Here is a 26,086-nt window from a genome sequence, read left to right on the forward strand (position 1 = left end):
GGGGATGGCTTGCGCATTCGGTTCGATACCCGCATCGCGAAATCCCAGCTGCTGAAGCGCCTGATCCGCGAGCTGCCCTAGCTCGGGCAGCGATTCGGGCGCGAGCCGCTCCGGCAGCTTCCAGGCGGCGAGCCAGTCCTGCCACTGCCGCCGGCACTCGCCGCAGCGCGTCTCCGCCGTCTGACGATCCCGCTCGACGCGGGCTGCCTCGGCGGCGACCGCTTCCCCACGGCGGCGAATGTCGTCCAGCCTCGCCTGCGCACGGTCCATCGCGCTCCAGCGATCCAGCTGTGCCTGCACCCCGTCGCGCAGCCAGCGGCGGAGACGCTCCGCCTCCGCCTGCACCGCTTCGTACGCCTCCGCACCGCTTGCGCGTCCGTCCGGCGCGAGCGCCGCCGCCACCGCCGCGGGCCGGGCGATCAGTCGCGCCAGCGCTTCCCGCGCCTGCCCGGCCCGGAGGTGCAGCGCAGCTTCGGCCTCGCGCACGCTCGCTTCGACTGCAGCTGCCGCGCCGACATCAGGGCCGTCTGCGGGCGCCGCCCGGCCCGGGGCGCCGCGCGAGACGCGCATCCCGAGCCACAGGGCGGCACCGGAGGCGGCGAGCAGTACGGGCGCGAGCACGCCGTAGAGACCCGCAGCTTCCATGGAGCCGCTCGCGAACGCGGCGATCCCTACGGTGGCTCCGAGGATCGCGAGCGCGACGGCGCCGATCCGAAGGCCGCGGCGCAGCGCCGCGTTATCGTCCGCAGGATCGTTCGCTCTGCGACGCCGGGCGGCGACTCTACCGGCGGAGTGCGACGTCTCCGCGTCGAGCCGCCCCCGCGCATGCGCAGTGTCTTGCGTCGCCACGGCGCTCTTTGCCGCCCAGGCGGCCTCCCGGCCGGCGCGATCGAACTCGCGCAGTTCGTCCTCGAGTTCATGCCAAACGCCAAGCAGCGCCTCTCGCGTTCGCGGTACGAACGCGACCGCCTCGACATCCGACGATGCGGCGGCCCCAGCGGCGCTGGCGGCTTCGTTCGGCGACGCAGAAGCTTCTTCCTCCGCCGCCAGCTCCGCCTGGATCGCCGCTTGATCGCCGCGAATACGCTGCGCTTCGGCTTCGATCCGGTCGCGCACCCGTTCCGCCTCCGCGAGCCGCTGCCGCAGGCGGCCGCCCTCCTCCCGCTCCGCCATCGCGGCGAAGCGACGGGCGTCGTCCTCCGTCCAGGCCGGCGACACCCGCTGGAGCGCGGCGGCCGCGGCCTCCTCCAGCAAACGCAGGTCCGCGGCAACCTCAGTCAGCTCCGAGCGGCGTGCGACCGCCGCTTCCCTTCGCGCGTCCAGCGTTTCGATGCGGGACGCGGCGGCGACTAGCGCCTCGTCCCAGACGAGCGCGTTCCGCTCGCTCCGCAGCTCGGCCAGTGCCTCTTCCGCCAGCTTGCAGGCGGCTTGCGCGTCCGCGCTTCGCCTCAGCAGCGTCTCCCACCGGGCCGACGCCTCCTCGCCGAGCGGGGCCTGCACGCGCGCGTCCGGCGGCAGCTGCGCCGCAAGCTCCGCCTCCGCGAGCCGCGCCGCCTCGGCGTCGAGCCACCAGCTCCTCGCCTCCAGCGCGCCCCGGAGAAAGGCCTCGCGCTCCCGCAGGGCCGGCAGTCCCGCCTCCAAGGCGTCGATCTCGCGATCCGTCTCGGCCAGGCGAGCGGTGGCTTCCCGGTAGGCGGCGATTCCCTGCCGGGACTGCCGGAGCGCCGTTTCGAACGCCTTCATGTCCGCCAGCGTCAGATTGATTGTCTGGGTCGAGCCCTTCGGCCGGTACAGACGATCCATCTCCGCGTTCAGCCATTTGCCGGCTGCAGTCAGCGCCGCGCCGCCCGCCATGCCCGCGTGGTAGAGATAGTTGCCGATCTCCTCCCCCTGGAGCGTGCGCAGCTCGTGAAGCTCGTCCAGCGTCACCGCGAACAGCTGCCGGAAGAGCCGCTCGGAGACGCCCCCCAGCAGCAGCCGCTCCACCTCGGCTTGCGTCAGCGTCCGCTCGGCGCCCGCGTCGTCGCGGAGAACGGCCGTTCCGCCCCTTCGCGCGGCGCCGTCCGCGTAACGCTCCAGGATCAGCTCCCGGTCGCCGTCCCGCAGGACGAGCCGGCCGCCGTGGCGGCCGCCGCGGACCGGCTCGCCCCGCTCCGGCAGCTGCGCCCTTGTCGCAAAGCCGTACAGCATCGTGCGGATGAAGCGAAGCAGCGTGCTCTTGCCGGCTTCGTTCGGCCCGTACACGACGGTGACGGGCGCGTCGAAACGGCAGCGCATATCGTGCCACGCGCCAAAGCCGTCGATATGCAGCTCCTTGATGTGCACGCTCGCGCCTCCTTCTTATGTACGGTAATAAAGACTTGTGTACGGATTTAGAAACTTAGGTTTCATGGCCGTCTTACTCGCCCTCGGACTTGTCCCTCAGCAGCAAGGCGGCGAGCGCTTCAGCCCGCGAGAGCAGCTCCGCCCGGGCTTCGTCGCCGCGACCGTCCAGCCATTCGCGGAGCCGCGGCTGCCGTCGCAACGCCTCCGTCGCGTCCGCCAGCAGCTCCCTCGAGAGGGCCGAGTCCGCCCTCCCGGTTCGCGCGAGACGCGCCAGCTCGCCGAGGAAGCCTTGCCCATCCTCGGCCGCGGCATCGTCGCCCGTGCCGGTCGTCGCAACGGCAAGCCGCTCGACCCACACCCAGTCGTCCCGCTCGTCCGGCTCGCCCACCCATTCGCGCAGCTCGCCGAGCCACGCTTCGCCGGCGTTCTCGCGCACAAGTCGCGCATGAAGCGGCCCCGAGCCGACGAGACGCAGGCGCAGCACGACCGGACGGCCGGCGGCGTCGGCCCGCGCCCCGTCTACGGCCGCGAGCAGCCGTTCCTTCAACTGCTGCTCGCGCTCCGCGCCGTCGATGGCGACGTCCGTCTCCCGCCAACGCACGTCGGAGACGTCCCGGAACGATAGCGCGACCTGCCCTTCGGCGGAGACGCGGACGACGTAAGCGCCCCTGGCCCCCGTCTCCCGGACGCTGCGTCCCTGAATATTGCCGGGATAAACGACGTGCGGATACTCGCGCAGCACGCGGCGGTCGTGAACATGGCCGAGCGCCCAATAGTCAAAACCGGCCCCCGCCAATTCCGCCAGCTTGCAAGGGGCGTAATTGTCGTGGGCCGCGTTTCCGTCGACGTTGGCATGCAGGAGCGCCAAATGAAACGGGGCGCCCTCTGTCGTCCGGTATCGGGATGCGAGGTTGTCCGTCACGCTCGCGTCGGCGTAGGAAATGCCGTATACATGCGCGGCCAGCAGGCCGTCCCGGCGGTATGCGGGACGGCATTCGACGTCCTCCGTCCCGAATACGTGCGCCGTCTCCGGCCAGTCGAGCTTCGACTGCCAGCCGCTGACCGGGTCGTGGTTGCCGTGGACGATAAACGTCTGGACGCCCTCCCGGGCCAGCTCGTTCAGGGCGCGCTGCATGCGCAGCTGCGCCTTCAAGGAACGATCTGCTGCGTCGTACAAATCGCCCGCGAACACGACGAAGTCGAGCCGCTCGCGGCGGACCGTCTCCATTAGCCGATCGAAGGCGGCGAAGGTCGATTCGCGCAGCCGGTCGCGCACCTCGGCGGGCGCCTTGCCGAGTCCGCGGAACGGGCTGTCGAGGTGCAGATCCGCCGCATGCAAAAAGGTAAAGGGAATGCCCACGGTTCGCGGCACGCTCCGTTTCTGAAAGAATGTCGCGCGGAATTGAACTTCCGCGTCTACGGCTGCGGTTCGGCGTCTTTCGCCGGCCCCATCGCCACGTATATTTTTTTCAGCTCTTGGATGACCCGGTTCAAGGAATACGTCTTCTTCGCTTTGTTCATCGCCGCCCGCGCCAGCTCGTAGCGGTAGTGCGGATCGATGATCAGCTTATCCAGCGCCTCGGCGAGCGCTGCCGGATCTTCCGAAGGCACGAGCAGCCCGTTGCTGCCGTCCTCGATCTGCTCGGCGATGCCGCCCACGTTCGTGCCGACGAGCGCAAGCAGGCAGAGCGCCGCCTCGGCGAACACGGAGCCGAACGCTTCCGCGCGGGAGGGGAGCACGAACACGTCGAAGAAGGGCATCATCTCTTCGGGGTGCAGCATATAGCCGTAGAAAATCGTCTCGTCGTAGATGCCCAGATCCTGCGCCAGCTTTTCGAGTTCCGGCCGGATCGGCCCGTCGCCGATGACGTGCAGCACGAACTTGCGATCCCGCTTGCGCAGCTCCGAACAAGCCCGAAGGAGCAGATCGAGCCCTTTGGCGGGCACGAGGCGGCACACCGTCACGAGCTGGGTCACTTCGTTCTCGTGAGAGATCGGCTTGAAACGCCGCTCGTCGTAGCCGTTGGGAATGACGCCGATCGCTTCCGGCCGATTCATATAAGCGCCCATGTAATCGGCGAACGACCGCGAGACGGTCAGCATCCGATCGGCATGATGCTCCAGCTCCCCGTACAGCGAGGTGAGAAACCGATGCTCCGGCCCGTCCGCCGGAATGCGGCCGTTCAGGATCAGCTCCCGCTCGTAGCTCGAGTGCACCGTCATGAGGAGCGGTGTGCCGGGATAAATCCGCTTCATCGCGAGCGCGGCGACCGGATGATGCGCGTGGATCAAGTCGTAAGCGCCCTTGAGGCGAAGCCGGCTCCACCAGATATAGTCTTTGAGCGTTTGCATGTATTTGTCGACGACCGGATGACCGGCGTACGCGCGCCAATCGAATGTGTCGAATTCGATGTCTTCCTGCCCTTTGTTGCGAATGCGCTTGGGGATCGAGAAAAGCTCCATCTCCCAACCGATTTTGCGAAACCGTTCTCCGATATAAGGGACCATGGAAGAAACGCCGCCCGGCTGTTCCGGGGGAAAAAACAGCGCCTGCAAAATGTTCATGAGGCGATTTCCTCCTCTGCCCTACTTTCTCGGTCTATCAAAGTTATGATATATTAGAACATATGTTTCTGTAAAGAAAACGCCCAAGAGGAGCCTTTATGAACGTAGCTACCATCTGGCACGACCGCGGTCTCCTGCTGGCATTCTCTTCGGCCGTCGCCGTCGTCATTCTCGCGCTGATGCTGTTCATGTCCTACCGGCTGATCGCGCTTGGCCGCCGCAAGGCGTATCGCACGCTGCTCATCTCGCTGGGCGTCATCGCCGCCTACCATGCGTTCCAGCTCGTCGCCGCGCTGGACGACCGGCTCGGCACGCCGATCGCCCTGTTCGGCGGAGCCGTTTTGCGCACGCTGGCGTTTGTTCTGCTGAATTTCGCCGTCTTCGAGCTGTATTACAAGCGGCGTCCGCGTACGCGCGCCTGGCTGTTCGGGCTGATGGCGATCGGATTGACGATCGCGGTATGCGACGTCTTCGTCGCGACGGGCGGGCTGGCGAAGCCGATGGCCGACTCCGGCCTCCTCGCGCCCGTGCTCGATGGCTACATGCTCGTGCTGAGCCCCCTGTTCGCGCTCATGTTCGGGCCGCATCTGCTGCAATCAAGCAGATACGTCGCCGGATTGGCCCTGGCCTTCGGCGGACAGCTCGCGGCGATGGCGGGCGAGTATTGGGGAGCCGATTCTCCATTTTATGCGGGGGCGGCGGCGCTTCTGCCGGTCGGCTACTATATTTTGCTGTTCATGCTGCTGTTCGAGCGCGTGGTCGAGCTGTTGCAGTCGGCTTACCGCTCGTCGATCACCGATGGTTTGACTAATCTGTTCAATCGACGCTTCTTCACCGGCCAGCTCGATTCGGTGCTCCGCGCCGGCAAGGAAACCGGCGCCATCTTCTGCGACATCGACAACTTCAAGAAGCTGAACGACACGCAGGGCCATCAGCAGGCCGACATCGTGCTGAAGCAGGTCGCGGCGATTCTGATGGAGGAAACCGGAGGGATCGGCCTCGCGGGACGGTACGGCGGCGAGGAGCTGGTGGCGTTCGTCGCAAGCCCCGGCACATCCTCCCTGGCCGTCGCCGAGCTCATCCGGGCGCGTGTGGCCAAGGAGACGATCGTCACCGTTAGCGTCGGCCACTGCATGGCCGAGCCCGGCATGACGGCCGATCAGTTGATGAAGCACGCGGACGAGGCGATGTACCATTCGAAACATTCGGGCAAAAACCGCGTCACCGACTATGCCGCCCTCGCCGGCGCCGACAACTTCGGCCTGGAGAGCGCGGCGTCAGGCCGGCGCAAACGCTAGGCGCCGCCGCGTCAGCGTCGCGCGTCAGCGGGTATCTGGGACCGCCGGACTTCGTCCGCGGCCCGGATACCCGTTTTTTGTTGGTCGATCAGGGTACGTACAACATCAGGCATGGCACGATGGAGAAAAGGGAAACATCTCCATCTTGGAAACCTTGATTGTACGTGCGTCATGGATTCGGGCAGGCTAACGGTTGCTGCCGAGCTTATATGGCGCAGAAACGTCATTTTAAAATGATAACGGTTGTGGTTGAGCTTATTTCTCCTCTCGGATCCCTTCATACGATGAAAGTTCACAAATAACAACGTTGGCAACCGTTACCGTTCGTAAATCACCATTTTGGCCCCAATAAGCTCATCTGCAATCGTTACACCTTGCACCTCACTAGCCGAAACCGTCGCTGGGGCTTAGGTATGAAAATCTTGATTTTGAGCGACCTTTCCGGCCTTCATCTCCTATCGCACATTCGTAAGCAGCATGCCGAATCCGCGTCGTGAGTCGACTTGTGTCGAATCACCCCGACCGTCAAATTGGAGCGCTTCGACGTCTTCCGAGAGGGGTTCGCCAAGGATTTGCTGCAAATTTACTTGGTCATCCCAATCATGCAGCGCCACGGTATGGTCATTGACCTTTAAGGCATATGTGTTCAACGGATTCTGTACATGCGTGGCTTGGACACATCTGTGGGTTTGGGCGTTTCGGTTTTCATAGCTGGATCAGAGGGAGATGCTGTCCGAGTGTTCGGTTTTTGATCATCGGAGCATCCGAGCATCTAGTACAAGCTGACGAAAGAAAGAATCCAGATCTGCTTTCTCATCTCTATCCCTCTTTTCGGAAACGAGCAATCGGCAAGGCGATCCAATTGTAAGCAAGATTCGTGTATACTAGGACCATTGATTTCGACGCGCGCTCCGCGCCACCGAAGGAGAGACTGACATGACGCCAACCCTACCTCCCGCCTATACCGCGCGCATCCGGGAACAGCTCGGCGGGGAAGCGGACGCCTTCCTCCGCAGCTTTGCGGAACCGCGCGCTGTTGGCCTGCGCCTGAATCCGCTGAAGCTGGACGTCCAGCGGGACGAACGGGGAAGAATGCCCGCGCCGCCGGCAATCGCGCAGGAATGGGGGCTTGCCCCGATCCCGTGGTGCCCGGATGGCTGGTTCTACGAGGAAGACGCCAGGCCGGGCAAGCACCCCTTCCATGCGTCTGGCTTGATCTATATTCAGGAGCCGAGCGCGATGATCGCCGCAGAGCTCCTCGATCCTCAGCCGGGTGACATGGTGCTCGATCTCGCGGCGGCGCCTGGCGGCAAGACGACTCAGATCGCGGGCAAAATGCGGGGGCGAGGACTGCTCGTGGCCAACGAAATCCACCCCGCCCGGGCGCGCATCCTTTCGGAGAACGTCGAGCGGATGGGCATCGTGAACGCGGTCGTCGTGAGCGCGGCGCCGGGGCCGCTCGCCGAGCGCTGGCCCGAAGCGTTCGACCGCATCATGCTGGACGCCCCATGCTCGGGGGAAGGCATGTTCCGCAAAGATCAGGACGCCATCGCCGAGTGGTCGCCCGAGGCGGTACAAGCGTGCGCCGTGCGCCAGTGCGACATCTTGCCGGATGCGGCGGCGATGCTGAAGCCGGGCGGCCGGCTCGTCTACTCCACCTGCACCTTCAATCGGGAGGAGAACGAGGAGACGATCGCCTGGTTCCTGCGCGCGTTTCCCGACTTCCGACTGATTGGGGAGCACCGCATGTGGCCGCACCGGGGCGAAGGCGAAGGACATTACGCCGCCGTCTTGGAAAAACAAGATTCCGATAGCGCCGAACCTGTGCGGCCATCATCCGACTCGCCGCGCAAAGGCGTCCGAAACGCAAAGCCGAATGCCGCCGCAGCAGCCGCGGAAACCGCGCTCCAGGCGTACCGGGCGTTCGCCGAAGACGTGCTGCCCGGCTTCGCGTTGCCGGCGGACGGGACGCCGCTGCTTTTCGGGGAGGCGCTATACTGGTTTCCCGTACCGCCCGGCTCGGCGGTGCAGCCGTCCGGTCTCGCCGGCCTCAAGACGCTTCGCCCGGGCCTGCATCTCGGCGAATACCGCAAAGGCCGGTTCGAGCCCGGGCACGCGCTCGCGCTGGCGGCCGCGGCTGGACAGGCCTCCCTCTCCGCCGATTATCCGCCGGACGCCCCGGAAGTCGCCGCCTACCGCAGAGGAGAATCGCTCCCCGCCGTTCCGGGCGAACGCGGCTGGGGGCTGCTGACGACGGGCAGCCTTCCCCTCGGCTGGTTCAAGTCAAGCGACGGCTGGCGGAAAAACCACTACCCTAAAGGCTTGCGGCAACAGGGGTAACCTTATTGGCATTTCGGCATTTCGGCATTTCGGCATTTCGGCATTTCGGCATTTCGCCAGACGAGCTGTAACCCGATTTTCGGGTTACACGCCGCTATCCCGCCACCAGAGGCTTTCAGCCCTTTCCCAACCCGGACGGTCATGTTCAGCAACTCTCCGGCATCTGCCGGCACGCCGCGCCGAATGCCGGGTCCCAAGCGGAAAACCTCCCGCCAACGCGACGGCTCCTCTCCCGATCCGCGCCGGCCTAATTTTGGCCGAAGCCGGGTAAGTGTCCAGTCGGACCTATACGTTCGTCCATAGGATAAGTTAGGTCGGTCGAGGAAGACGGCAGCGCCGCCTCACGCACGGTCGCCTACCACTTACCGCAACGCAAAGGAGGAGTTTGCATGTCCGGTGTTGTAGACGGCTACTACAGTTCGGGAGCTTTCGCACTCGTCCTTTTCATCTTGCTCGTCCTCATCCTGCGTGTAATATAAGGAGAATGGCCCAGCGGACCGCGTCGAGCCGGCTTGTTTTTGAGGAAACGTCAAAGGCACCCGAGTTGCCCTCGCAACCGGGTGCCTTTTTCGCGATCGCTCCCCCAAGGAGCATTCCGCCAGACGACGCGCCAAACGCCGATTTCGTTCTATCCTTTTCATTGGGACTTGGGTTTCAAACACCGATTCCGTTTGCTCCTATCCTCAATACCTTGGCTTCGAGCACGACGGCGACGCCGTCCTCGTTGTTCGATACCGTGACCTCGTCGGCCGCTTCCTTGACTTCGTCCGGCGAATTGGCCATCGCCACGCCGCACCCGGCAAACCGGAGCATGCCGATATCGTTGTAGTAGTTGCCGATGGCGAGCACTTCTTCGCGCGGGATGCCGCGCATCCGCGCCAACCGGGAGAGCGCCGCCCCTTTGGAAGCGTCCGTATGCTGCACATCGATGAAGAAGTCGCCGCTGCGGATCGTCTGCAACTCGTGATCCCAGTCCCGCCAGGCCAGCTCCAGCTCGTCAAGGGACTCCTTCGGCGCGAAGATCGAGATCTTGACCGTACGGGGCGGCATTCCCTCGGCGGCAGCGCGCAAGATCGGCTTGGTCAGCATGCGCTCGTACATGTCGGACGTCTCCTCGTCCAGCCGTTCCGTGAACAGATCGAACGCAGTGTTCATGTCAAAGTGAAGACCCCGCTCCCGGAAAAGCGCCAAGTACCGCTCCACCGCGGCGGCCGCGATCTCCGCCTCGTGCAGCACTTCGCGCGTGACGCTGTCTACGACCGAGGCGCCGTTATGCGTAATAACCGTTCCGGACAAGCCCAGCTGCTCGAGCACCGTCAGCGCGCTCGTAGAGCCCCGGCCGGTGCAGAGCACGATCTCGGCGCCGTGCTCCGCCGCCGCCAGCACCGCTCGCGCGACCCGTGGAGACAGCTCGTGATCGTCGTTCAGCAGTGTGCCGTCCACATCCAATGCGATGAGTCGATAAGTCATGTGGTTACCCCCGTATTTGTCGTTCGCCGCGCAGCTCCTCCGTTTCGGCTTTCGAGAGCTCGCGCCATTCGCCGGGCGCAAGACCGGCATCGAGCGGCAGCGGGCCCATCGAGACGCGCCGCAAATACAGCACCTGCTTGCCGACGGCTTGGAACATGCGCTTCACTTGATGGAACTTGCCCTCCCGGATCGTCAGCTCGATCCAGCTGAGCGTCCGTCCGCTTCCCGCCGCTTCGGCATACGCCGCGCGATTCGCCGCAAGCGGCGGATGAACATTCAGGCGGGCGACGGCCGACTCGGCGTCGTCTTCGGCAAACGGCTCCGTCCCCTTCGTCCGGGACCGCACCCGGAGTACCGCCGGAAGCGTCACGTAGCCGTCGTCGAGCGCGACGCCCGCTTCGAACGCCTGCACGTCCGCTTCCCCGACTTCTCCGTCGACGAGCGCCCGGTACGTCTTCGGCACGTGTTTGCGGGGGGACAGCAGCTCGTGGGACAGCTTGCCGTCGTTCGTCAGCAGCAGCAAGCCCTCCGTATCCTTGTCGAGCCGTCCGACGGGAAAGGGTGAAAACACCCGCAGTTCCTCGGGCAGCAGATCGATCACGGTCCGGTCTCTCGTATCCTCCGTCGCCGAAACGAATCCGGCCGGCTTGTTCAGCAAAATGTAGACGGTATCGCGGTAGACGATCCGCTCGCCGTTCAGGACGACTTCGTCCGCCGACGGATCGATCTGCATGCCCGCGTCCTTCGCCATCGCGCCATTCACCGTAACGGCGCCTTGCCGGACGAACTGCTTGATTTCGCTTCGCGTGCCGTATCCCAGGTTGCCCAGCATCTTGTCCAGACGCATCGTTTTTTTCATCTCGTACTCCTTCCTCCGCCGTTGCCGGTCAAACCCTGCGCCAGCCCGGCAGCAATTCGTTCTTTAACGTCGCGCCGTCCCAGCGTCCCCAGCCGACGGGATACCCGTCGACGCAGACAAGCGTCCAGCCGCGGCCCGTATCGGATCGGCCGTCCCGTCCGGCGACGCGGTCCGGATCCGGCTGCAGCGTTTCTCCGCGCAAATAGCGCAAGGCGGCGTCTTCATCCGCGCTTAGCAAAAGCACGCGCGCCGCTTCGCCGGCGGACAAGCCCATCGCGAGCGCCTGCGACGGCTCGAAGCGGTGCTTCGTGGCCATGCCTAACAGCCAGCCTGAACGGACAACCTTCAAGCGGTGCAGCTGTCCCTCGCCGATGTCGGCGGACAGCGCGTACAGATAATCTCCGCGCACGTACAAGCGGCCGGGCGGCTGCCATCCGCCCAGCGCGTCCGCGGCGAAAGCGTCGAACTTGCCGAGGACGTCCGTCTCCGGCTCCACGGTCGCCGGTCTCTTGCCGCCCCTGATCGCCTTGCGCGTTCCTTTCGCGTCGCGGACGGGCATCGGCCGTGCGCCTCTGCCTTCAACTACGGGCGAAGCCGGGAGCGGAACCTCCCGCTCCGGCGTTTCGCCTTCCCGGACCAGCAGCGCGGCGAAATGCCCTTCTCCTCGGCAAAGGTGCGGCCACAGCCGGACGGTGCCGGAGAGCGACGCCCGCCGCGGCTCGTTCAATCCCGCCGCCTCCTCCGCGCTCAGCCAATCCGGGCGGCCGGGCGCAAAGCCCCAAGCCGCGGGCGCCGCGATCGGCACGACCGCAAAGTCGGGGAACGCTGCCAGAAACCGTGCGATCGTCCCTTCGTTCTCGACCGGCGAAAAGGTGCACGTCGAGTAGACCAGGCGCCCGCCCGGCGCCACCATCCGGGCCGCCTCCGCGAGGATCGCGTCCTGCATCGCCGCGTAACGCCGCGGCCAACCCGGCTCCCATAGCCGCGCCATATCCTCGTCTTTGCGGAACATGCCTTCGCCGGAGCAAGGCGCATCCACGAGCACGCGGTCGAAAAAGGCTCCGAAGGCATCGGCGAGCCTCGCCGGCTCTTCGTTCGTCACGACGGCGTTGCGGATGCCCGCCCGCTCCACGTTTTTCGCCAGCGCTTTCGTCCTTTCGGCCGCGTTGTCGTTTGTGACCAGCACGCCCTCGCCCCGGAGCTTGGCTGCGAGCTGCGTCGTCTTGCCGCCCGGCGCCGCGCACAAGTCCAGGACGCGATGCCCGGGCCGGACGTCCAGAAGCTCGGCGGGAACCATCGCGCTAGGTTCTTGTATATAGTAGAGACCCGCGTCATAGTGCGGATGCTTGCCGGGCCGATCGTCCCCCTCCGTCGTATAGCGGCCGTCCTCGGTCCACGGAATCGGCGCTCCGCGGCGACCGAACCGGGCCTCGTAGTCTACTCCGCTCAGCTTCAGCCCGTTCACCCGCAGACCCGTCTGCTTGGGCTGCTCGTAGCTCGCGAAGAAGCGCTCCGCTTCATCCCGAAGCAGGGCGGCCATCTCTTCCGCGAATCGTTCCGGTAACCGCATGTCTTTCCGTTCTCCCCCGTTGTTTGCTGTTTGCGATCGGCTATAATGGAAAGGAGTCTTCCGCGCTTGTCCATGGCGGAATGCCGAAGGAGCTCCCCATGTCCAAAGCCGACAATATGTTATCCATTCTATGGCTTCTCAAGACCGGAAAGCAACTGACGGCCAAGCAGCTTGCCGACGAGCTCGAAATCCATATCCGCACCGTGTACCGCTACATCGATGCGCTCTGCGCGAGCGGCGTGCCGATCATCGCGGACGCGGGGCCAGGCGGCGGGTACAAGCTGCTGCACCCGCTCAACGAAGCGCCGCTCTTCTTCGATCTGGAAGAACAGAAGGCGCTCGTCCACGCGGCTCAGTTCGCGGAGGAAGCCGGCTATCCTTACGGCGAAGCGCTCGGGCGAGCGGTCGCCAAGCTGAAGCGCTACACGAACGACGAGCAGCGCGAGGCGATCGACCGCCACGAAGCCGGGCTGAACGTGATCAGTCCTTCGCCGGACCGGACGGTCGCCGAATTGCTGCAGGCGCTCGAGCAAGCCGTCGCGGACGGCCGCACCGTCCGAATCGATTATCGCAAGGAAAGGGGAGAAGCGGCCGAAACGCGGCGTCTCGACCCATACGGTCTCGTCCATTGGAAAAGCAAGTGGTACGTCATCGGCCGCTGCCATCTCCGCGACGACGTCCGCAGCTTTCGCGCCGACCGGATCGAGCGGATTCATTCGACCGACGATTCGTTTGCGCGGCCGGCCGATTTCGATGCCCGGCGCTATTTTCTGGGCAGCCTGCTGCCCGGCGCCGACGCCGCGATCGGCACGGTCAAGGTACGCCTGACGGGGTATCCCGACGCCATTGCCGACCTAAGCGAGCATTGGCAGTTCGGCCACGGGATCATTTCGCAATCGAAAGGGGAAGTCGTCTCCCGCATCCCCGAAGCTTCGCTAACGACCTATCTGCCCTACATGCTCCTGTCCTACGGCGGCGCGGTGCAGGTCGCCGAGCCGCCCGAGCTCAAGGCGCGTATGCTCGAAATCGCGACGGCGCTCGTGTCCCATTACGGTCAAGGCTAATCGCGATATTCGCTCTTCCGCCTCGCGCAAACGGGTCGACGTCCTTCCGGACGTCGACCCGTCTCTTTCTTCCCGATCCCGTCCGGGCGTTCCGAGTCCCGTTCGGGCCCGGTCCTTGCTCAGACATTCGAGCCTTTCCCCGCGCGGATGAGCGCCGCCTGAATCTCTTGGGACAGCTCGGCGAGCGACCACATGTCCTCCTGCTCCCACAGCTCGTTGAAGCGCAGCTGGAACTGCGCCGCTTCGCGGACGCGGCGGAAGAAGTACAGACCTTGGATGTCGTTTAGCACCTTGCGGACTATGCCGGACTTCTCTTCGAAGTCCTGCTGGGCGTCGACGATTTCCTGCCGGATGCTGGACATCTCCTTGTCGAGCTGGAAGGCCGCCTCCGCCGCCTTGCGCAGCCGTTCCTTCACGTGCTCCGGCAGATGCTCGCGGTACTTGTAGTTCAGCGAATGCTCGATCGTCGCCCAGAAATTCATCGCCAGCGTCCGAATCTGGATTTCGGCCAGCACCGGCATCGAGCCGAGCGACGTCTGAACCGGATATTCGACGATAATATGGTAGCTCCGGTAGCCGCTGTCCTTGTAATTGGTTATATAATCCTTCTCGTAGACGACCTTCCAGTCCTTGCGCAGCCGGACGAGATCCGCCACCCGGTGGATGTCTTCGACGAACTGGCACATGATGCGGATGCCCGCGATATCTTCGATGCCGGTCTCGATCTGGTCCATCGGCACGCTCAGGCGTTTGGCCTTTTCCAAAATGCTGGAGATGCGCTTGACGCGGCCGGTGACGAACTCGATCGGAGCATATTCGTCGCGCGCCTTCAGCTCCGTTCGCAGCGCCTTCAGCTTCACTTTGAGCTCTTCTACGGCCTGCTGATAGGGCAGCAGGAACTTGTTCCAATCTCTACCGTCCATCGTTCAACTTCCTCTCTGCCGCGCGTTCGGTCGGAACCCGCCGCACCTTGCCCGATTGTTCGAAATCCGGGGCCTGCCGCCCGTCCTCTCGTTAACGATGATCTGCGCCGACCGCCTCGGCAATTTGGCGGAATCCGTCCCGTGCGAGACGCTCCCGAAGTCCCCGGACGATCTCTTTGACGACGCCCGGCCCCTTGTAGATCAGCGCAGTATAGACCTCGACGAGATGCGCGCCCGCCCGGATCTTGGCGTAGGCGTCGTCCGCCCCCATGATCCCGCCCGAACCGATGATCGGCAGCTTGCCGCCCGTCATCGCGTACAGGGAGCGGACGACCTCGGTCGACCGCTCTGTCAGCGGACGTCCGCTGAGTCCGCCCGCTTCGCGCGCGTTCGCGTGCGTCAGCCCGTCGCGGCCAATCGTCGTATTCGTCGCGATGATACCGGACATCCCGCTCGAGGTGATCGCTTGCGCCATATAGGCGAGCTGTTCCTCGTCGTTGTCGGGCGCCACCTTCACCAGGATCGGCTTAGGGAGTCCGCCCTGCCGCTCCGCCTGTACGGCCATTTCGTCCCTCACCGCGTCCAGCAGCAGCCGCAGCTCATCCCCGTGCTGCAGCTTGCGCAGATCCGGCGTGTTCGGCGAGCTGATGTTCACCACGAAGAAGTCTCCGTAAGCGTACAGCTTCCGCAGACAAGCCCGGTAGTCGTCGGCGGCGTTTTCGTTCGGCGTCAGCTTGTTTTTGCCGATGTTCACCGCGATCGGCACGCGCCGCTTGCGGAGCTTGCCGAGCCGCTCCGCCATCGCGTCGGCGCCTTCGTTGTTGAAGCCCATCCGGTTGATGAGCGCCTCGTCCGGCGGCAGCCGGAACAGCCTCGGCTGTTCGTTGCCCGCCTGTCCGAGCGGGGTGACCGTGCCGACCTCCATGAACGACAAGCCGACGCGGGAAAATCCGGCGACCGCCCTGGCGTTCTTGTCCAAGCCGGCCGCGAGACCGACGGGATGAGCGAAATGCAAGCCGAACAGATCGACCGCGAGCTCCGGCGACTCGCCGACGCCCCACAATCCCGAGAGCAATTGAGGCATGCCCGGCACGCGCGCGGCCGTCCCCATTCCGTCTACGACCAGATGATGCGCCGCCTCCGGATCCATACGGAAAAACAAAGGTTTAGCCAACTTATACAGCAACGAATTCAGCATCCTTTCATCGTCCAAGCCTCCGCCGACGTCCGAAGCGCCACGGCTTCGCGTCCCGGCGGAGATAAAGCGATCATGAAGCAACCCTCGGGTAACAGTTTAGCCTTTTCTCGTCTAAAAGAAAAGGGAACAGACGCCCTTTCCGGCAGGAATCGCTATCTGGCGTTTTCGCCCGCAAGCGTTTACAATAAAAGGAGCTTCTTTTATTTTTTCACGGAAAGGTTGATTGCGATGAGCGCCACCAAAAAACAGCCCCCGATCACCCGCAAGCAGCAGCAAGGCGAAACTGTCAACAAGCGGGCGCTGATCTGGACGGGCGCCATTTTCGTCGTCATCGTCGTCGCGATGGCCGTCCTGTTGATCTGGAACGGCTAAGCCTCTGTTGCACCGCTCGTTATCCTAACCATTTGTACGTTTTGCGGGGGTTGGTCTCGTCCTCCGCGGGCTTCAGGCGGAATCGCTCCGCCGGCGCGCGGAGCTCGGAGGGCAGCCCCCCTTGCGTGATTGTCACTTTCGTGCCAAGCGGCGCCAGATCGTACAACTCCTCCAGGTCCTCGCGCTTCATCCGAATGCAGCCGAGCGATTCGTTTTGGCCGATGCTCTCCGGCTCGTCCGTGCCGTGGATGGCATACAGCGTATCCGACAGCGTCATTCCCCGGCTGCCGAACGCGCCGTCCGAGCGCCCGTTCGGATTCCGCACCTTCTCCGTGATGACGAAGCTCCCCTCCGGCGTCGGCGTATTCTTCGCTCCGAGTCCGACCGCGTAATTCCGCACCAGTATGTCGCCCGCGACGACCGCCAGCCGGTGTCTCGTCATGTCAACGCGGATCTCGATCGCCTGCTCGGCGATCGCGCCCAGCTTCCCCGCCGGCCGGCCGTCGCCCGCCTCGGGTCCCGTCGCGGCCGGCCAGCCGACGTCCGCAGGCTTGGCGACGTTCCGGGCCGCTAGATCTTCACGAAGCTCCCGAAACCAACCTTCCAGCGCCGGGTCGGTACCCGCAAGCGTGTTGTTCGGATAGGCGCCCGCGAGCGACGCCGGGCTGGATGGCCACTTGCCCGTCCGTTCCCGATAGCGGACGATCGCCGACCGCAGCACGAGCTTCCCTTCCTGAAGCGGCTTCCAGGCACGGATCTGCTTGGCGATCGGAGCCGCATCCTGCGCGGTGCTGCAGGGACACCATCCCGGCGCGTACCAATCGACGGCCGCAGCAGCCCGATCCGGCGAAGGCTTGACCTGCGCGAGCGGCCGCCCGCTCCGCTGCCAGTCCGTCCATTTGCCGAGCTGCGGCGTCTCGGCGAGCAAGGACGGCGCCGCCGCCGTCCGATGCAGCAGCAGCTCGCCCAAGGCGCGCTGGCCATCGTCACCCGGGCCGGAAGCGCCCGCGACCAAGCCGACCTTCGGAGCCCTGGCAGCAGCAGCTCCCTTCGGGCCTTCCGGCACCCGTGACGGCGAAGCCGCCGTATCGCCCGGTTCGGCAGCTGCGTCTAACGCGTCCGGCTCCGCCGCCGACGCCTCGATTCCCGCGGGCGCGTGCGCCCGGTCTCCCGCCGGCAGCAATCCCAGCGCGAGCAGCAGGATGCCAGCCGCCGTCAGCAGGAGGCCTCTGCGGCGTCTTTTGGCGCGCCGTCCCCCTCGGCCCTCTTCGGGTTCGCTGCCTGCGAGCGGATGGGCTTGCTGCTCGAACGCTTCGTAGACCGGTCCGGCTTCGCGGAAGCAGTAGTTCGCCTTGGCGACTTCGCCCCGCTCCATATATTGTTTGCCCAGCAAGTACCAGGCCATCTGGTTGTTTTCGTGCTTCAACAAGTAGTCCTTCATCGGATGGGCGTCCGACACTTCCGGCACTTGCTCGTAAAATTGATCGATTTGCTTGTTTAAGCGGTCGTTCTTGCCCATGTTCCCCGCCCCCTTGCCCTCATCTCTCCTTTTCTATATCGGCCGTCGGCGGCTTGGCGTTTAATTCGGCCGCAAGCACGCGAAAAAAACGACATTCGGGGTTGGCGATACCGGGCGGGAGGACGGTGCGTTCAACGGAGTCGGCGAACAGCCCGATGGCGCCGGAAAGCGGCTAGCGGATCTCAGAGACGTTATTTCATTAAATATTGAAAACATTCGATTCTAACGGACCGTAGAGACGTTATTTCATTCCGAAAGCGCGGATTTCGCCTCTATGCCCCCATATAAGACCGTATAGATCCGTTAAAATCTTCATCAGCGCTTTGGACGCAAAATAGCGGCTCCTGAATCCGTTAGCGCTTGCGCCATTCGAATTCCGAATCCCCTATTCCGGATAAAGTCCCGTTGGCGGAATGGCCGTATGCAAAAAAAAGCCGCGGACAGCGAGCTGTCCGCGGCGGTTTATGATGGCTTCAATCAAAACGTCGGGGTGCGAATGACGACCGTCCCGACCGCTCCGTCCCATTGAATGTCGAGATTCGCCTCCGCGGCGAAGAAGCGGACGGGTACGTACAAGCTGCCGTTCCGGACGACCGGCGCGCCGTTCAGAACCAGCTCGCTCGACGCGCCGTTCATTTGCTTAACGACTTTCTTTTGCCCGCCGGCGATGCCGTATACGACCCCGCCTTTGGCCAGCTTGGCCGTCTTCGCACGGCTGTCGAAGCTCACCTCGTAGCCGAGCGCTTGGCCGACGCTGCGCAGCGGCAGCAGGACCGCTCCTTGCTCCAGCAAGGCGGGAGACTCGGTCTTGAGCAGGACGCCGTTCAACAGCGTCTTCACTTTGCCGTCTTTGGTTACGGTATTCGACCCGCTGTACTTGGCCAAGATCCGAACCTTTTGCCCGTTCTCGTCCGCGATGGCGAGGCGGCCGTCCGAGAGGACGGCGACGTCCGTCGGGTGATTGAACATAGCTGCGGTTAGGACGCCGTCAGCTGCGCCGTACTCGCCGCCTTCGCCCGCGAGCGTCGTGACCTTGCCGTCCTTGAGCAGCCGAACCGCGTGGTTCAGACCGTCCGCGATGACGAGCGTGCCGTCCGGTGCGACCGCGAGACCTTCGGGCGCGTGGAACCTTGCGTCGGCGGCCAGGCCGTCCGCATAGTCGCCGGCCGCATAGAGGCTGCTGCCTGCCGCATAGGTAGGCGTGCCTCCCGCCACCGTCGTCACCGTCCCGGCGGCGAAGTCGATATAGCGGATGTTTTGGTTGCCGCGATCGCTGACGTACAGATTGCCTTTCGGGTCGAGGGCGAGACCGCTCGGTTCATTGAACTTCGCGGAGGCGATCGGGCCGTCCGCGAAGTCTCCGGCCGACTCCACCGCGCCCGGGACAACCTGCACGACGCGGGTAGAAGCCGCGTTCAGAGTCGTGACCGTACCGTCGGGCGCGACTTTGCGGATGAGGTGATTCAACGTGTCCGCGACGTACACGTTGCCGCGGTCGTCCACCGCTACGTCGGAAGGCGCGTTAAATGTCGCCTTGGCGCCTTGTCCGTCGTCGCTCCCGAGCAGCCCGTTGCCGGCCAGCGTCGTCACGGTTCCGTCCTGGGCGACTTTGCGGATCGCATGGTTGCCGGAATCGGCAACGAAGGCGTTGCTTTGCCGGTCGACGGCGACGCCCTTCGGCGAATCGAACGCCGCTTGCGGAGCCTTGTCGTCGTGATATGCACCGAGCGGCAGCCCGGATTCGTCACCGCCGATGGAGAGGCCGCTGTAAGTCGCGAGCTGGTCCCGCGTCAGCGTCCGGATCAGGTGATTGCCGCGATCGGCGACGAGCAGCTTGCCGTCCGGCAGCTGCGCGATGCTGTACGGATAAAAGAGCGAAGCCTCGGCTGGCTTGCCGTCCTTAGCACCCGGCTCCGCCTGTCCGGCCCACGTGCGCACTTCGTACAGCTTGCCCGACTGGGTCCAGCCGATGTCGGCTGCGGCCGACGCCGCAGCCGGCCCGGACACGGCAAGGGCGAGTCCCAGCGCCGCCGCGAGGACTTTGCGAGAAGGAAGTTTCATATGCATGCTCCTTTGTTGGCCAAAATCTTAAGAAAGACTCTCAATGGTAATAATGAATCTGTTCAGGACGCCTTGAATCGTGAGGTCAAACTCATAGGAAGTAAAAGGCCCCTCCTCTACCCTTTTCAGTTCGCTAACGGGGAAAGTAAAGGTCGGGTAAACTGAATTAAAAGTATAGCGTTTTTCACCGCTAATATAGAGCTCTACTTCCTGCCCCGAATTCACTTCGAATTCTATGGAAGATTCAAACTCTAGGCTATACAATAATGCTCGATAGACGGGTTGTTCGCCTTCAACAGGTTTTTTGTTCCACACCAAACGATCGCCGTTCGGATCCTTCACCTGAAACGCGTTCAGTCCATCTGGCAAATCCTTGTAAAGGTGGATCCGGATCACGAAGGGTCCCATATCGGCAAACAAAACTTGATCAGGACCTTCCATTAACGGAATGCGGATCAGCCCATCGGTACTCGGCAAATAGGTGTTCTCCCCGTTAGCCAAAACGGATAGGGGAACGAGCCCCATCTCGTTAGGTGCAAATACAATCTCCTCGGTTGCCGGAGAGACATCGGCCGAGAAATTCATTTCTTCAGCATCTTCCAAATTCACGCGAGCGGGGGTCCCACTGCCGTCTCTCAACTCAAACAGCAAGCTTTCGGGTATTCCATTCATCCAGAACATCTGCTGCGGCTGGCCGATCATGCGGCCTTCCGCATCCTTCAAAGTTAAGGTAAACGAGGTCGCCTGGTTGGCCGCCAGCGAATCAAAGATTTCTCCAAAGAAGATTCGATAATCCTCCCCATCGAAACGCGACAGATCCGCTCCCACGCCATCCACACCAACGTGGATGGATTCGACATTTTCCTCCACTTGGATCTGGAGTGCCAGTCTTTCCGTGTCCGTAGACCTGGTCCCGGCAGCATATTTGTTGCTGGCGATATTGTACCAATCAAACCAATGTTCGTCTTGGTCCATGGCAGACCAAGATATGATGCCCTCCGGCGTGTCCGCCCTCTCGACGTATAACGTAGATACCGACTCGTCATTGCCGGGCTCTTCGTCGGACGTCCAAATGGAAATCACGTTATCGGCTTCGGAGCCTGAACGCAGCGGAATCCTAAATTCCCCGTCCGCATTCGGCGTATACGAAATGTCGTTCGACCAGATTTTCTTAATCGGCAAATCTGCGGAGATGTTGCCCGTGATCGTGAGATCGGCGTTGTTGGCGCTGACTTTCATTTCGTAGACGTGTTGGTCCGGCGCAAACGCCAATTGCAACGGCTCGCCTTTCGCGTCCGCATACTTCACGCCGTAGAAAGGCGCCGGCGTCGGCGACGGAGAGGTCGTCGGCGTTGCGCTAGGCGTCGGAGAAGGAGAAGCCGTCGGTGTCGGCGTAGCCGTAGGTGCAGGCGTCGGCGTCGGCGAACCGCCGGAACCTCCCGATCCTCCCGGCGATACCGGCGTAGGCGTAGGTGCGGGCGTCGCGACCGGCGGTAGCCCGAGGGCGGCGCGGTTCTGCTCGAACGCTTGGCGTTCGGCATCGGTCATCCCTTTCAAATAGGCGTCCAGCGCCTGCTGATCGAGGACCATCTGCCTGTTCCGGTTCTGCTGCGTGAGCCGGGTTTTCTCCTCTTGAATTTTCTTCAGCATATCCAGCATCTTTTTTTGAAGCTCTTGCATCTGCTTCATCTGTTCTTCCTTGAGCTGCGCCTCGTATTCGGCCTGGGCATTCTTGGCCGATGCCGATTGGGAAGGGTCGGTCCCCGCGGCGGGATCCAGCGGTTTGACGTTGCCGAGATCCAGTTTTTTCATGAGATCCGTCATTTTACTGTTGGCTTCGTCGATCGCTTTTTGAATGTCGCTTGAGATCGACTTGTTTTGCTCGATCGCTTTTTGGGCGAGATTGCCGACGAGCTGTTCCAGGTTTTGCTGTACGGGGCTCAAGTCGGATGGAATTTGGAAGGAGGACGTAGGCTGCAGGAGCCCATTCCCGTTTTGAAGCCGTTGAATGAACGCCTCGTTTTCCTGATTGATCTCCGGCGCCTGCTTGATGATAGCCTGGACCAGTTCGCTTGAAGCCGACTGAACAAACGCGTTCAGATCCGCGAAGGCGATCTTTGCCTCCGGCTGACGATCCGACGGATTCAGCTGAATCTGCTGCGTCGGATATACGGGGACGGTTGCCGGCGCGGACGGCAGCCCGGTCTGCACGATTCCGGACAGGACGAGCAGGGTCGTCGTCCCGGTCTTCGGGTCGACGACGACGGCGAAGTTCGTGCCTCTTACGCCCATGCTGGCCGTCGGCGTCTCCAATTGAAACGCGTCCTCCGCGGATTTGATCGACTTGACGTGGGACCAGACGTTTCCTTTCAGGACGCTGACCTTGGTGACGGTTCCTTTTTTGTCCGACACTTTGGCGAACGTCATCGACGTATCCGCGCCAAGCGTCATCTGGTCGTCTTCCGACGATCCGTTGGCGAACTGCAGCACGGCGGATCCCTTCGGACCGCTCGTGATGATGTCGCCCTGGTTGAGGCTCATTTTGGCGAAGGCTTTGAACGACTTGCTGCCTCCGGCCTTCTGAACGGACACCTCCCCGGTCAGCGACTTGATGATCGCCACGCGGGAAGAGGCGGCGAACGTCGGCTCCGCAAGCACCCCCAGGAGCGGGAGCGCCACCAGAAGCGCGGATAACAAACGAATCAGGGCTTTACGCAACTCGGATTCCTCCTTGAAATGAACATGCATGCCATCCTATATGAAAATGAGACCGTCCGGATTTAGTCGGCCGAAGCCGGCCCTAACAGCGTAAACACCCGGATGGCCTGCGACTTGCCCTTGAACAAACGATCTTCCCCCTCGTCGTAGCGGAAGTTCGTCCGCGTCCGCTCGAAGACGGCCTCGGACACCATGATCTGCCCGGGCTTCGTCTGAGACTCGATCCGGGCCGCGATGTTGACGTTGTCTCCGATCGCCGTATAGTCGACCCGCAAATAGGAGCCGATATTGCCGACGACCGCCTGGCCCGTGTGAATGCCGATGCCGACGTTCACTTCGCAGCCGTAGCGCTCGCGGATCCGTTCCCGAATGTCGACCATGCCTTGCTGAATCTCATAGGCCGTCCGTACCGCCAACCGTTCGTGGTCCTCTACATCCAGCGGCGCGTTAAACAGGATCATGGCCGCGTCCCCGATGAATTTGTCGATCGTGCCCCGATGCCGGAGCGTCGTCTCGGTGATCATGTTGAACATCGTGTTCAGCGTATCGACGAGCTCGGGCGGCGTCAGCTTCTCCGAGAGCGGCGTAAAGCCGCGAATATCGAGGAATAGGACCGTGATCTGCTTGGCGTCCCCGCCGAGCTTGATGTCGATATCCCGGGCGACGATCTGCCGGACCAGATCCGGGGAAATGTAACGGCCGAACTGGCGGGTGACGAATTGCTTTTGCGCGCTTTCGAGATAGGACTTGAGGGAAACGTTAGTCAGATAAGCGAATGTAATGGCCAGGATCGCGTCCGCCACCCGGATTTGCAGTGCGGATGCCCGATAGAGCTCCATCTGGCCGTAGAGCAGGCCGCCGGCGGCGGCGAGAAACGCGAGAATGGAGATGACGTTTTTGAGGCGCCAAGGCAGGATGACAAACAAGGCGAACAGCAGCAGCTCGCCGAGGAGAAGGGTCCATGCCGGCGGATAAGAGACGCTGCTGCCGTTCAGCAGCTGGTTGACGATATTGGCATGGACATATACGAGCTGCATCTTCTTCTCGATCGGGGTCGTCCCGCTGTCCTGCCCGGACGCGTCGGACAGCCCGGTCGCGGTGAAGCCGACGAGAACGACGGCGTCCTTGAATACGCTCGGATCGATCTCGCCGTTCAGCACGCGGCTGAAGGAGACGGTCGTAATGTCCTCCGTATTCAGATGATAGTCGATCGTGATCGTGTTTTTGGCGACGGCGCTTCCGGGTTCGAACAGTCCCGCCGGATCGGTCATGCCGTCGTACCGGCTGAGGTCCGCCCCGGCCATTCGGGCCGCCTCGTAGGCAAGCGACGGCACGACCTGGCCGTCCTGAGTCGCTAGCTTCAGCCAAGTCTGGCGGATGACCCCGTCCGGGCTGACGACACGGTTGATGTTGGCCAGCTTCGCATGCTCGGCAAACATCGGGAGCGGCACATCCAGCCGATCGACCGATAGCCATTTGTCGGGACGGGCCACGCGCTTGCCGAATACTTCCCCCTCGGTGACGCCGATGACCGGCAGGATGACGTTGTCGGTAGAGGAGAGCGCATCCGCGAACGCCCGGTCGCTGTCCGGGTCGGATGCGTCGTTGAACAGGATGTCGAAGGCGATCGCCTTCGGCTTGCCGTCCGGCTGATTCAGCATGTCGAGGAACGGCGCGTAGACGGCGCGGTCCCACGGAAATCGGCCCAGCTCGGCCAGGGAATCGTTGTCGATCGCAACGACGACGATATCCTTCGGCAGATGCGTCGCGGCCTGCCGCATATTGGCGTCGAACAGCAGCGCGTCCAGGCGCCGCAGCCACCGTTCCTGATCGACGAAGAAGACGGCAAGCAGGAGCACGACGTTCATCGCGATCGCAATCCGTTTGATTCTCTCTCTCAACTCGGACCCCACCTATGTAAATCTTGGCATTGTTTTTAGTATAATGGAAGTCCTAGCGGCTGTGTTGGATTTTGTCAAAAAATATAGGACTCTCTGCATCGGTTTTTGGACCGATACAACCGGTCGGCGGACCCACCTGACAGGCGCGATAGCAGAAGGTAACGCCGTACATAAGCGCAAAAAAACCCTCCCGGGCCGTCGCGCCCGGAAAGGGTGGAATGTCGTTTCTTACATATTGAACGGGGAATCCGCGATCTTGATGGAGTCCGTCGGGCAGCCGTCGGATGCGTCCTGGAGATCGTCGTACAGATCCTCCGGGATCTCGGTATTGCCATGGTTGCCGTCGTTGGCGTAGATGACTTCCGCGAGACCCTCGTCGTCGTAGTCGTAGATGTCGGGAGCCGTCGCGCCGCAGGCGCCGCAAGCGATGCAGGTGTCTTTATCAACATAAGTGAACTTAGCCATGGAAAATAAACCTCCTATATGATTCAATCTCGCTATATATTACGCGAAACTAGGGCCTCTGATGTCCAATATAATACAAAAGGGGTCGGAGATCAAACGAATTTGCAGATGGAAACGTTCTAATCGGCGTCCGAATCGTCCGAGCTACTTCCCCTCAAAAAGTCCTTCTGGAGCGACGTCCCGCGGGTACGGGTGTTGCGGATCAGGGCGGACGGATCGTCGGTGAGCATGCCCGCCGTGAGAACGGCGCTCTCTCCGAATTTGTCCCGCAGACGGTCCATGACGCTGGTGAGCTCGGCCTTGCGGGGAGCGGCTTCGTAGGCGAACAGATCCAGCTGGACGGCCGTCTCCGTTCTCGGCGACAGCCCCTGCAGCGTAATGCCGAGCAGCCGGACGGGCGAGCCCGTCCGCCAGTGGCGGTCCATCAGGCGGCATGCCTCCCTGTGCACATCCTCCATCGTATCCGTCGGAATGTCCATTGTAAACGAACGAGTGATCGTCTTCATGTCGGGGTCCCGGATCGTGATCTGGACCGTGTGGCACATCATCTGCTGTCTGCGCAGTCGTCGGGTCGTCTGGTCCGCCAAATTCAACAGCACCCGTCGGTACTCGTCTTGCGTCGTCAGATCGGCGGGCAGCGTCGTCGTGTGGCCGATCGACTTGGCTGCGTCGGCGATCGGTTCGACCGGCGCGTCGTCCAAGCCATGCGCCGCACGCTTCATCCAGGCGCCGTACACGCCGAATTTGTCGGTCAGCAGTCGTTCGTCCGCCGCAGCCAGCTCCCCGATCGTCCGGATGTTCATCCTGATTAGCTTTTCCGCGGTTTTGCGTCCGATCCCATACAATGTTTGGCACGGCTTGCCCCAGAGCAGCTGCGGCACCTCCCGCCTGCGAAGAACGGTCACGGCGTCGGGCTTGCGCATATCGGAAGCCATCTTGGCAAGCAGCTTGTTCGGAGCGACGCCGATGGAGCACGGCAAGCCGAGCTCCTCCTTCACGCGTCGGCGGATCGTTTCCGCGATTTCGACCGGCGTGCCGAACTGGCCGCTGCCGGTCACATCGAGAAAGCATTCGTCGATCGACACCGCCTCCACCTGCGGCGTGTAATTGCCGGCGATCCGCATGAATCCTTTGGAGTACCGGCGATACAGATGGAAGTCCGGGGAGATCAGAATCAGCTCCGGACAAGCGCGTGTCGCCTCCCGTACGGTCATCCCCGTACGAACGCCGCGGGCACGCGCTTCGTAAGAACTCGTCACGACGATGCCCTTGCGCAGCTCGACGCTGCCGGCGACGGCCGTAGCCTTGCCGCTGTACAGCTCCGGCTGCTCGGCGGCGTGGACGGAGCAGTAGAAGGCGTTCATATCGATATGCAGGATGTACCTTCTGTTTCCGCTCACGGCATGCCCCTCCTTGTCGTCGTCGCCATTTTCCCGGT

At 63.0% G+C, this 26,086-nt stretch carries 19 protein-coding genes; 4 read left to right on the plus strand and 15 right to left on the minus strand.

The genetic code is table 11. The features are described 5' to 3' along the window. The 3 genes from LKX83_RS25015 to LKX83_RS25025 all read right to left on the minus strand — a co-directional run. Nucleotides 1-2,325: AAA family ATPase (locus tag LKX83_RS25015; protein ID WP_227885569.1), on the minus strand; the 2,325-nt coding region annotated here is incomplete at its 3' end. 73 nt (nt 2,326-2,398) lie between these two features. Beyond that, nucleotides 2,399-3,697, minus strand: a complete 1,299-nt coding sequence (locus LKX83_RS25020; RefSeq protein WP_227885570.1) for a metallophosphoesterase family protein — start codon at nt 3,695-3,697, stop codon at nt 2,399-2,401. Nucleotides 3,698-3,741: 44 nt separating this feature from the next. Then, nucleotides 3,742-4,890 carry a glycosyltransferase gene (locus LKX83_RS25025; RefSeq protein WP_227885571.1) on the minus strand — a complete coding sequence of 383 codons (1,149 nt, stop codon included), beginning with the start codon at nt 4,888-4,890 and terminating at the stop codon, nt 3,742-3,744. Nucleotides 4,891-4,988: 98 nt separating this feature from the next. Here LKX83_RS25025 and LKX83_RS25030 point away from each other — a divergent pair, with 98 nt between their 5' ends. Continuing rightward, nucleotides 4,989-6,188 carry a GGDEF domain-containing protein gene (locus tag LKX83_RS25030; protein ID WP_227885572.1) on the plus strand — a complete coding sequence of 400 codons (1,200 nt, stop codon included), beginning with the start codon at nt 4,989-4,991 and terminating at the stop codon, nt 6,186-6,188. A gap of 936 nt (nt 6,189-7,124) precedes the next feature. Further along, nucleotides 7,125-8,528 carry an RsmB/NOP family class I SAM-dependent RNA methyltransferase gene (locus LKX83_RS25035; protein ID WP_227885573.1) on the plus strand — a complete coding sequence of 468 codons (1,404 nt, stop codon included), beginning with the start codon at nt 7,125-7,127 and terminating at the stop codon, nt 8,526-8,528. 2 nt (nt 8,529-8,530) lie between these two features. Here LKX83_RS25035 and LKX83_RS25040 read toward each other — a convergent pair whose 3' ends face one another. The 4 genes from LKX83_RS25040 to LKX83_RS25055 form a co-directional block, all read right to left on the minus strand. Further along, on the minus strand, nt 8,531-8,725 hold the full coding sequence (locus LKX83_RS25040; protein ID WP_227885574.1) for a hypothetical protein: 195 nt from the start codon (nt 8,723-8,725) through the stop codon (nt 8,531-8,533). 457 nt (nt 8,726-9,182) lie between these two features. Further along, nucleotides 9,183-9,998: a Cof-type HAD-IIB family hydrolase gene (locus tag LKX83_RS25045; protein WP_227885575.1), complete on the minus strand. Its 816-nt coding sequence runs from the start codon at nt 9,996-9,998 to the stop codon at nt 9,183-9,185. A gap of 4 nt (nt 9,999-10,002) precedes the next feature. After that, complete coding sequence (locus LKX83_RS25050) at nt 10,003-10,857, minus strand: pseudouridine synthase (protein ID WP_227885576.1); 855 nt, start codon at nt 10,855-10,857, stop codon at nt 10,003-10,005. A gap of 28 nt (nt 10,858-10,885) precedes the next feature. Further along, nucleotides 10,886-12,427, minus strand: coding sequence for an RsmB/NOP family class I SAM-dependent RNA methyltransferase (locus LKX83_RS25055; RefSeq protein WP_227885577.1), 1,542 nt, complete (start codon nt 12,425-12,427; stop codon nt 10,886-10,888). 98 nt (nt 12,428-12,525) lie between these two features. On the opposite strand from LKX83_RS25055, the gene LKX83_RS25060 reads away from it, so the two are divergent. Further along, nucleotides 12,526-13,491, plus strand: coding sequence for a helix-turn-helix transcriptional regulator (locus tag LKX83_RS25060; RefSeq protein WP_227885578.1), 966 nt, complete (start codon nt 12,526-12,528; stop codon nt 13,489-13,491). Nucleotides 13,492-13,610: 119 nt separating this feature from the next. Here LKX83_RS25060 and yjbM read toward each other — a convergent pair whose 3' ends face one another. After that, nucleotides 13,611-14,414, minus strand: a complete 804-nt coding sequence (gene yjbM / locus LKX83_RS25065; protein WP_227885579.1) for a GTP diphosphokinase — start codon at nt 14,412-14,414, stop codon at nt 13,611-13,613. Between the two features lie 91 nt (nt 14,415-14,505). After that, nucleotides 14,506-15,600 (minus strand): quinone-dependent dihydroorotate dehydrogenase, encoded by a 1,095-nt coding sequence (locus LKX83_RS25070; RefSeq protein ID WP_227885580.1) that lies wholly within the window; start codon nt 15,598-15,600, stop codon nt 14,506-14,508. Nucleotides 15,601-15,840: 240 nt separating this feature from the next. On the opposite strand from LKX83_RS25070, the gene LKX83_RS25075 reads away from it, so the two are divergent. Continuing rightward, a complete protein-coding gene (locus LKX83_RS25075) occupies nt 15,841-15,984 on the plus strand; it encodes a hypothetical protein (protein ID WP_227885581.1) in 144 nt (47 codons plus the stop codon). 19 nt (nt 15,985-16,003) lie between these two features. Here the strand turns inward: LKX83_RS25075 and LKX83_RS25080 are convergent, their stop codons facing one another. The 6 genes from LKX83_RS25080 to LKX83_RS25110 form a co-directional block, all read right to left on the minus strand. Continuing rightward, nucleotides 16,004-17,503 (minus strand): L,D-transpeptidase, encoded by a 1,500-nt coding sequence (locus tag LKX83_RS25080; protein WP_227885582.1) that lies wholly within the window; start codon nt 17,501-17,503, stop codon nt 16,004-16,006. Nucleotides 17,504-17,980: 477 nt separating this feature from the next. Then, complete coding sequence (locus tag LKX83_RS25085; RefSeq protein ID WP_227885583.1) at nt 17,981-19,564, minus strand: stalk domain-containing protein; 1,584 nt, start codon at nt 19,562-19,564, stop codon at nt 17,981-17,983. A gap of 27 nt (nt 19,565-19,591) precedes the next feature. Next, on the minus strand, nt 19,592-22,312 hold the full coding sequence (locus tag LKX83_RS25090; protein ID WP_370639127.1) for a FecR family protein: 2,721 nt from the start codon (nt 22,310-22,312) through the stop codon (nt 19,592-19,594). A 32-nt stretch (nt 22,313-22,344) separates the two neighbouring features. Then, the gene (locus LKX83_RS25100; RefSeq protein WP_227885584.1) at nt 22,345-24,183 is read right to left on the minus strand and encodes a CHASE2 domain-containing protein; all 1,839 of its coding nucleotides are present in this window, start codon (nt 24,181-24,183) and stop codon (nt 22,345-22,347) included. Between the two features lie 228 nt (nt 24,184-24,411). Beyond that, entirely contained in the window at nt 24,412-24,648 is a 237-nt protein-coding gene (locus LKX83_RS25105) for a ferredoxin (protein ID WP_209074546.1), read from the minus strand. 119 nt (nt 24,649-24,767) lie between these two features. After that, complete coding sequence (locus LKX83_RS25110) at nt 24,768-26,048, minus strand: DNA polymerase IV (protein WP_227885585.1); 1,281 nt, start codon at nt 26,046-26,048, stop codon at nt 24,768-24,770. Nucleotides 26,049-26,086: the final 38 nt, after the last annotated feature.

The sequence above is a fragment of the Cohnella baijiui genome (assembly GCF_020731285.1).
GTDB lineage: Bacteria > Bacillota > Bacilli > Paenibacillales > Paenibacillaceae > Cohnella.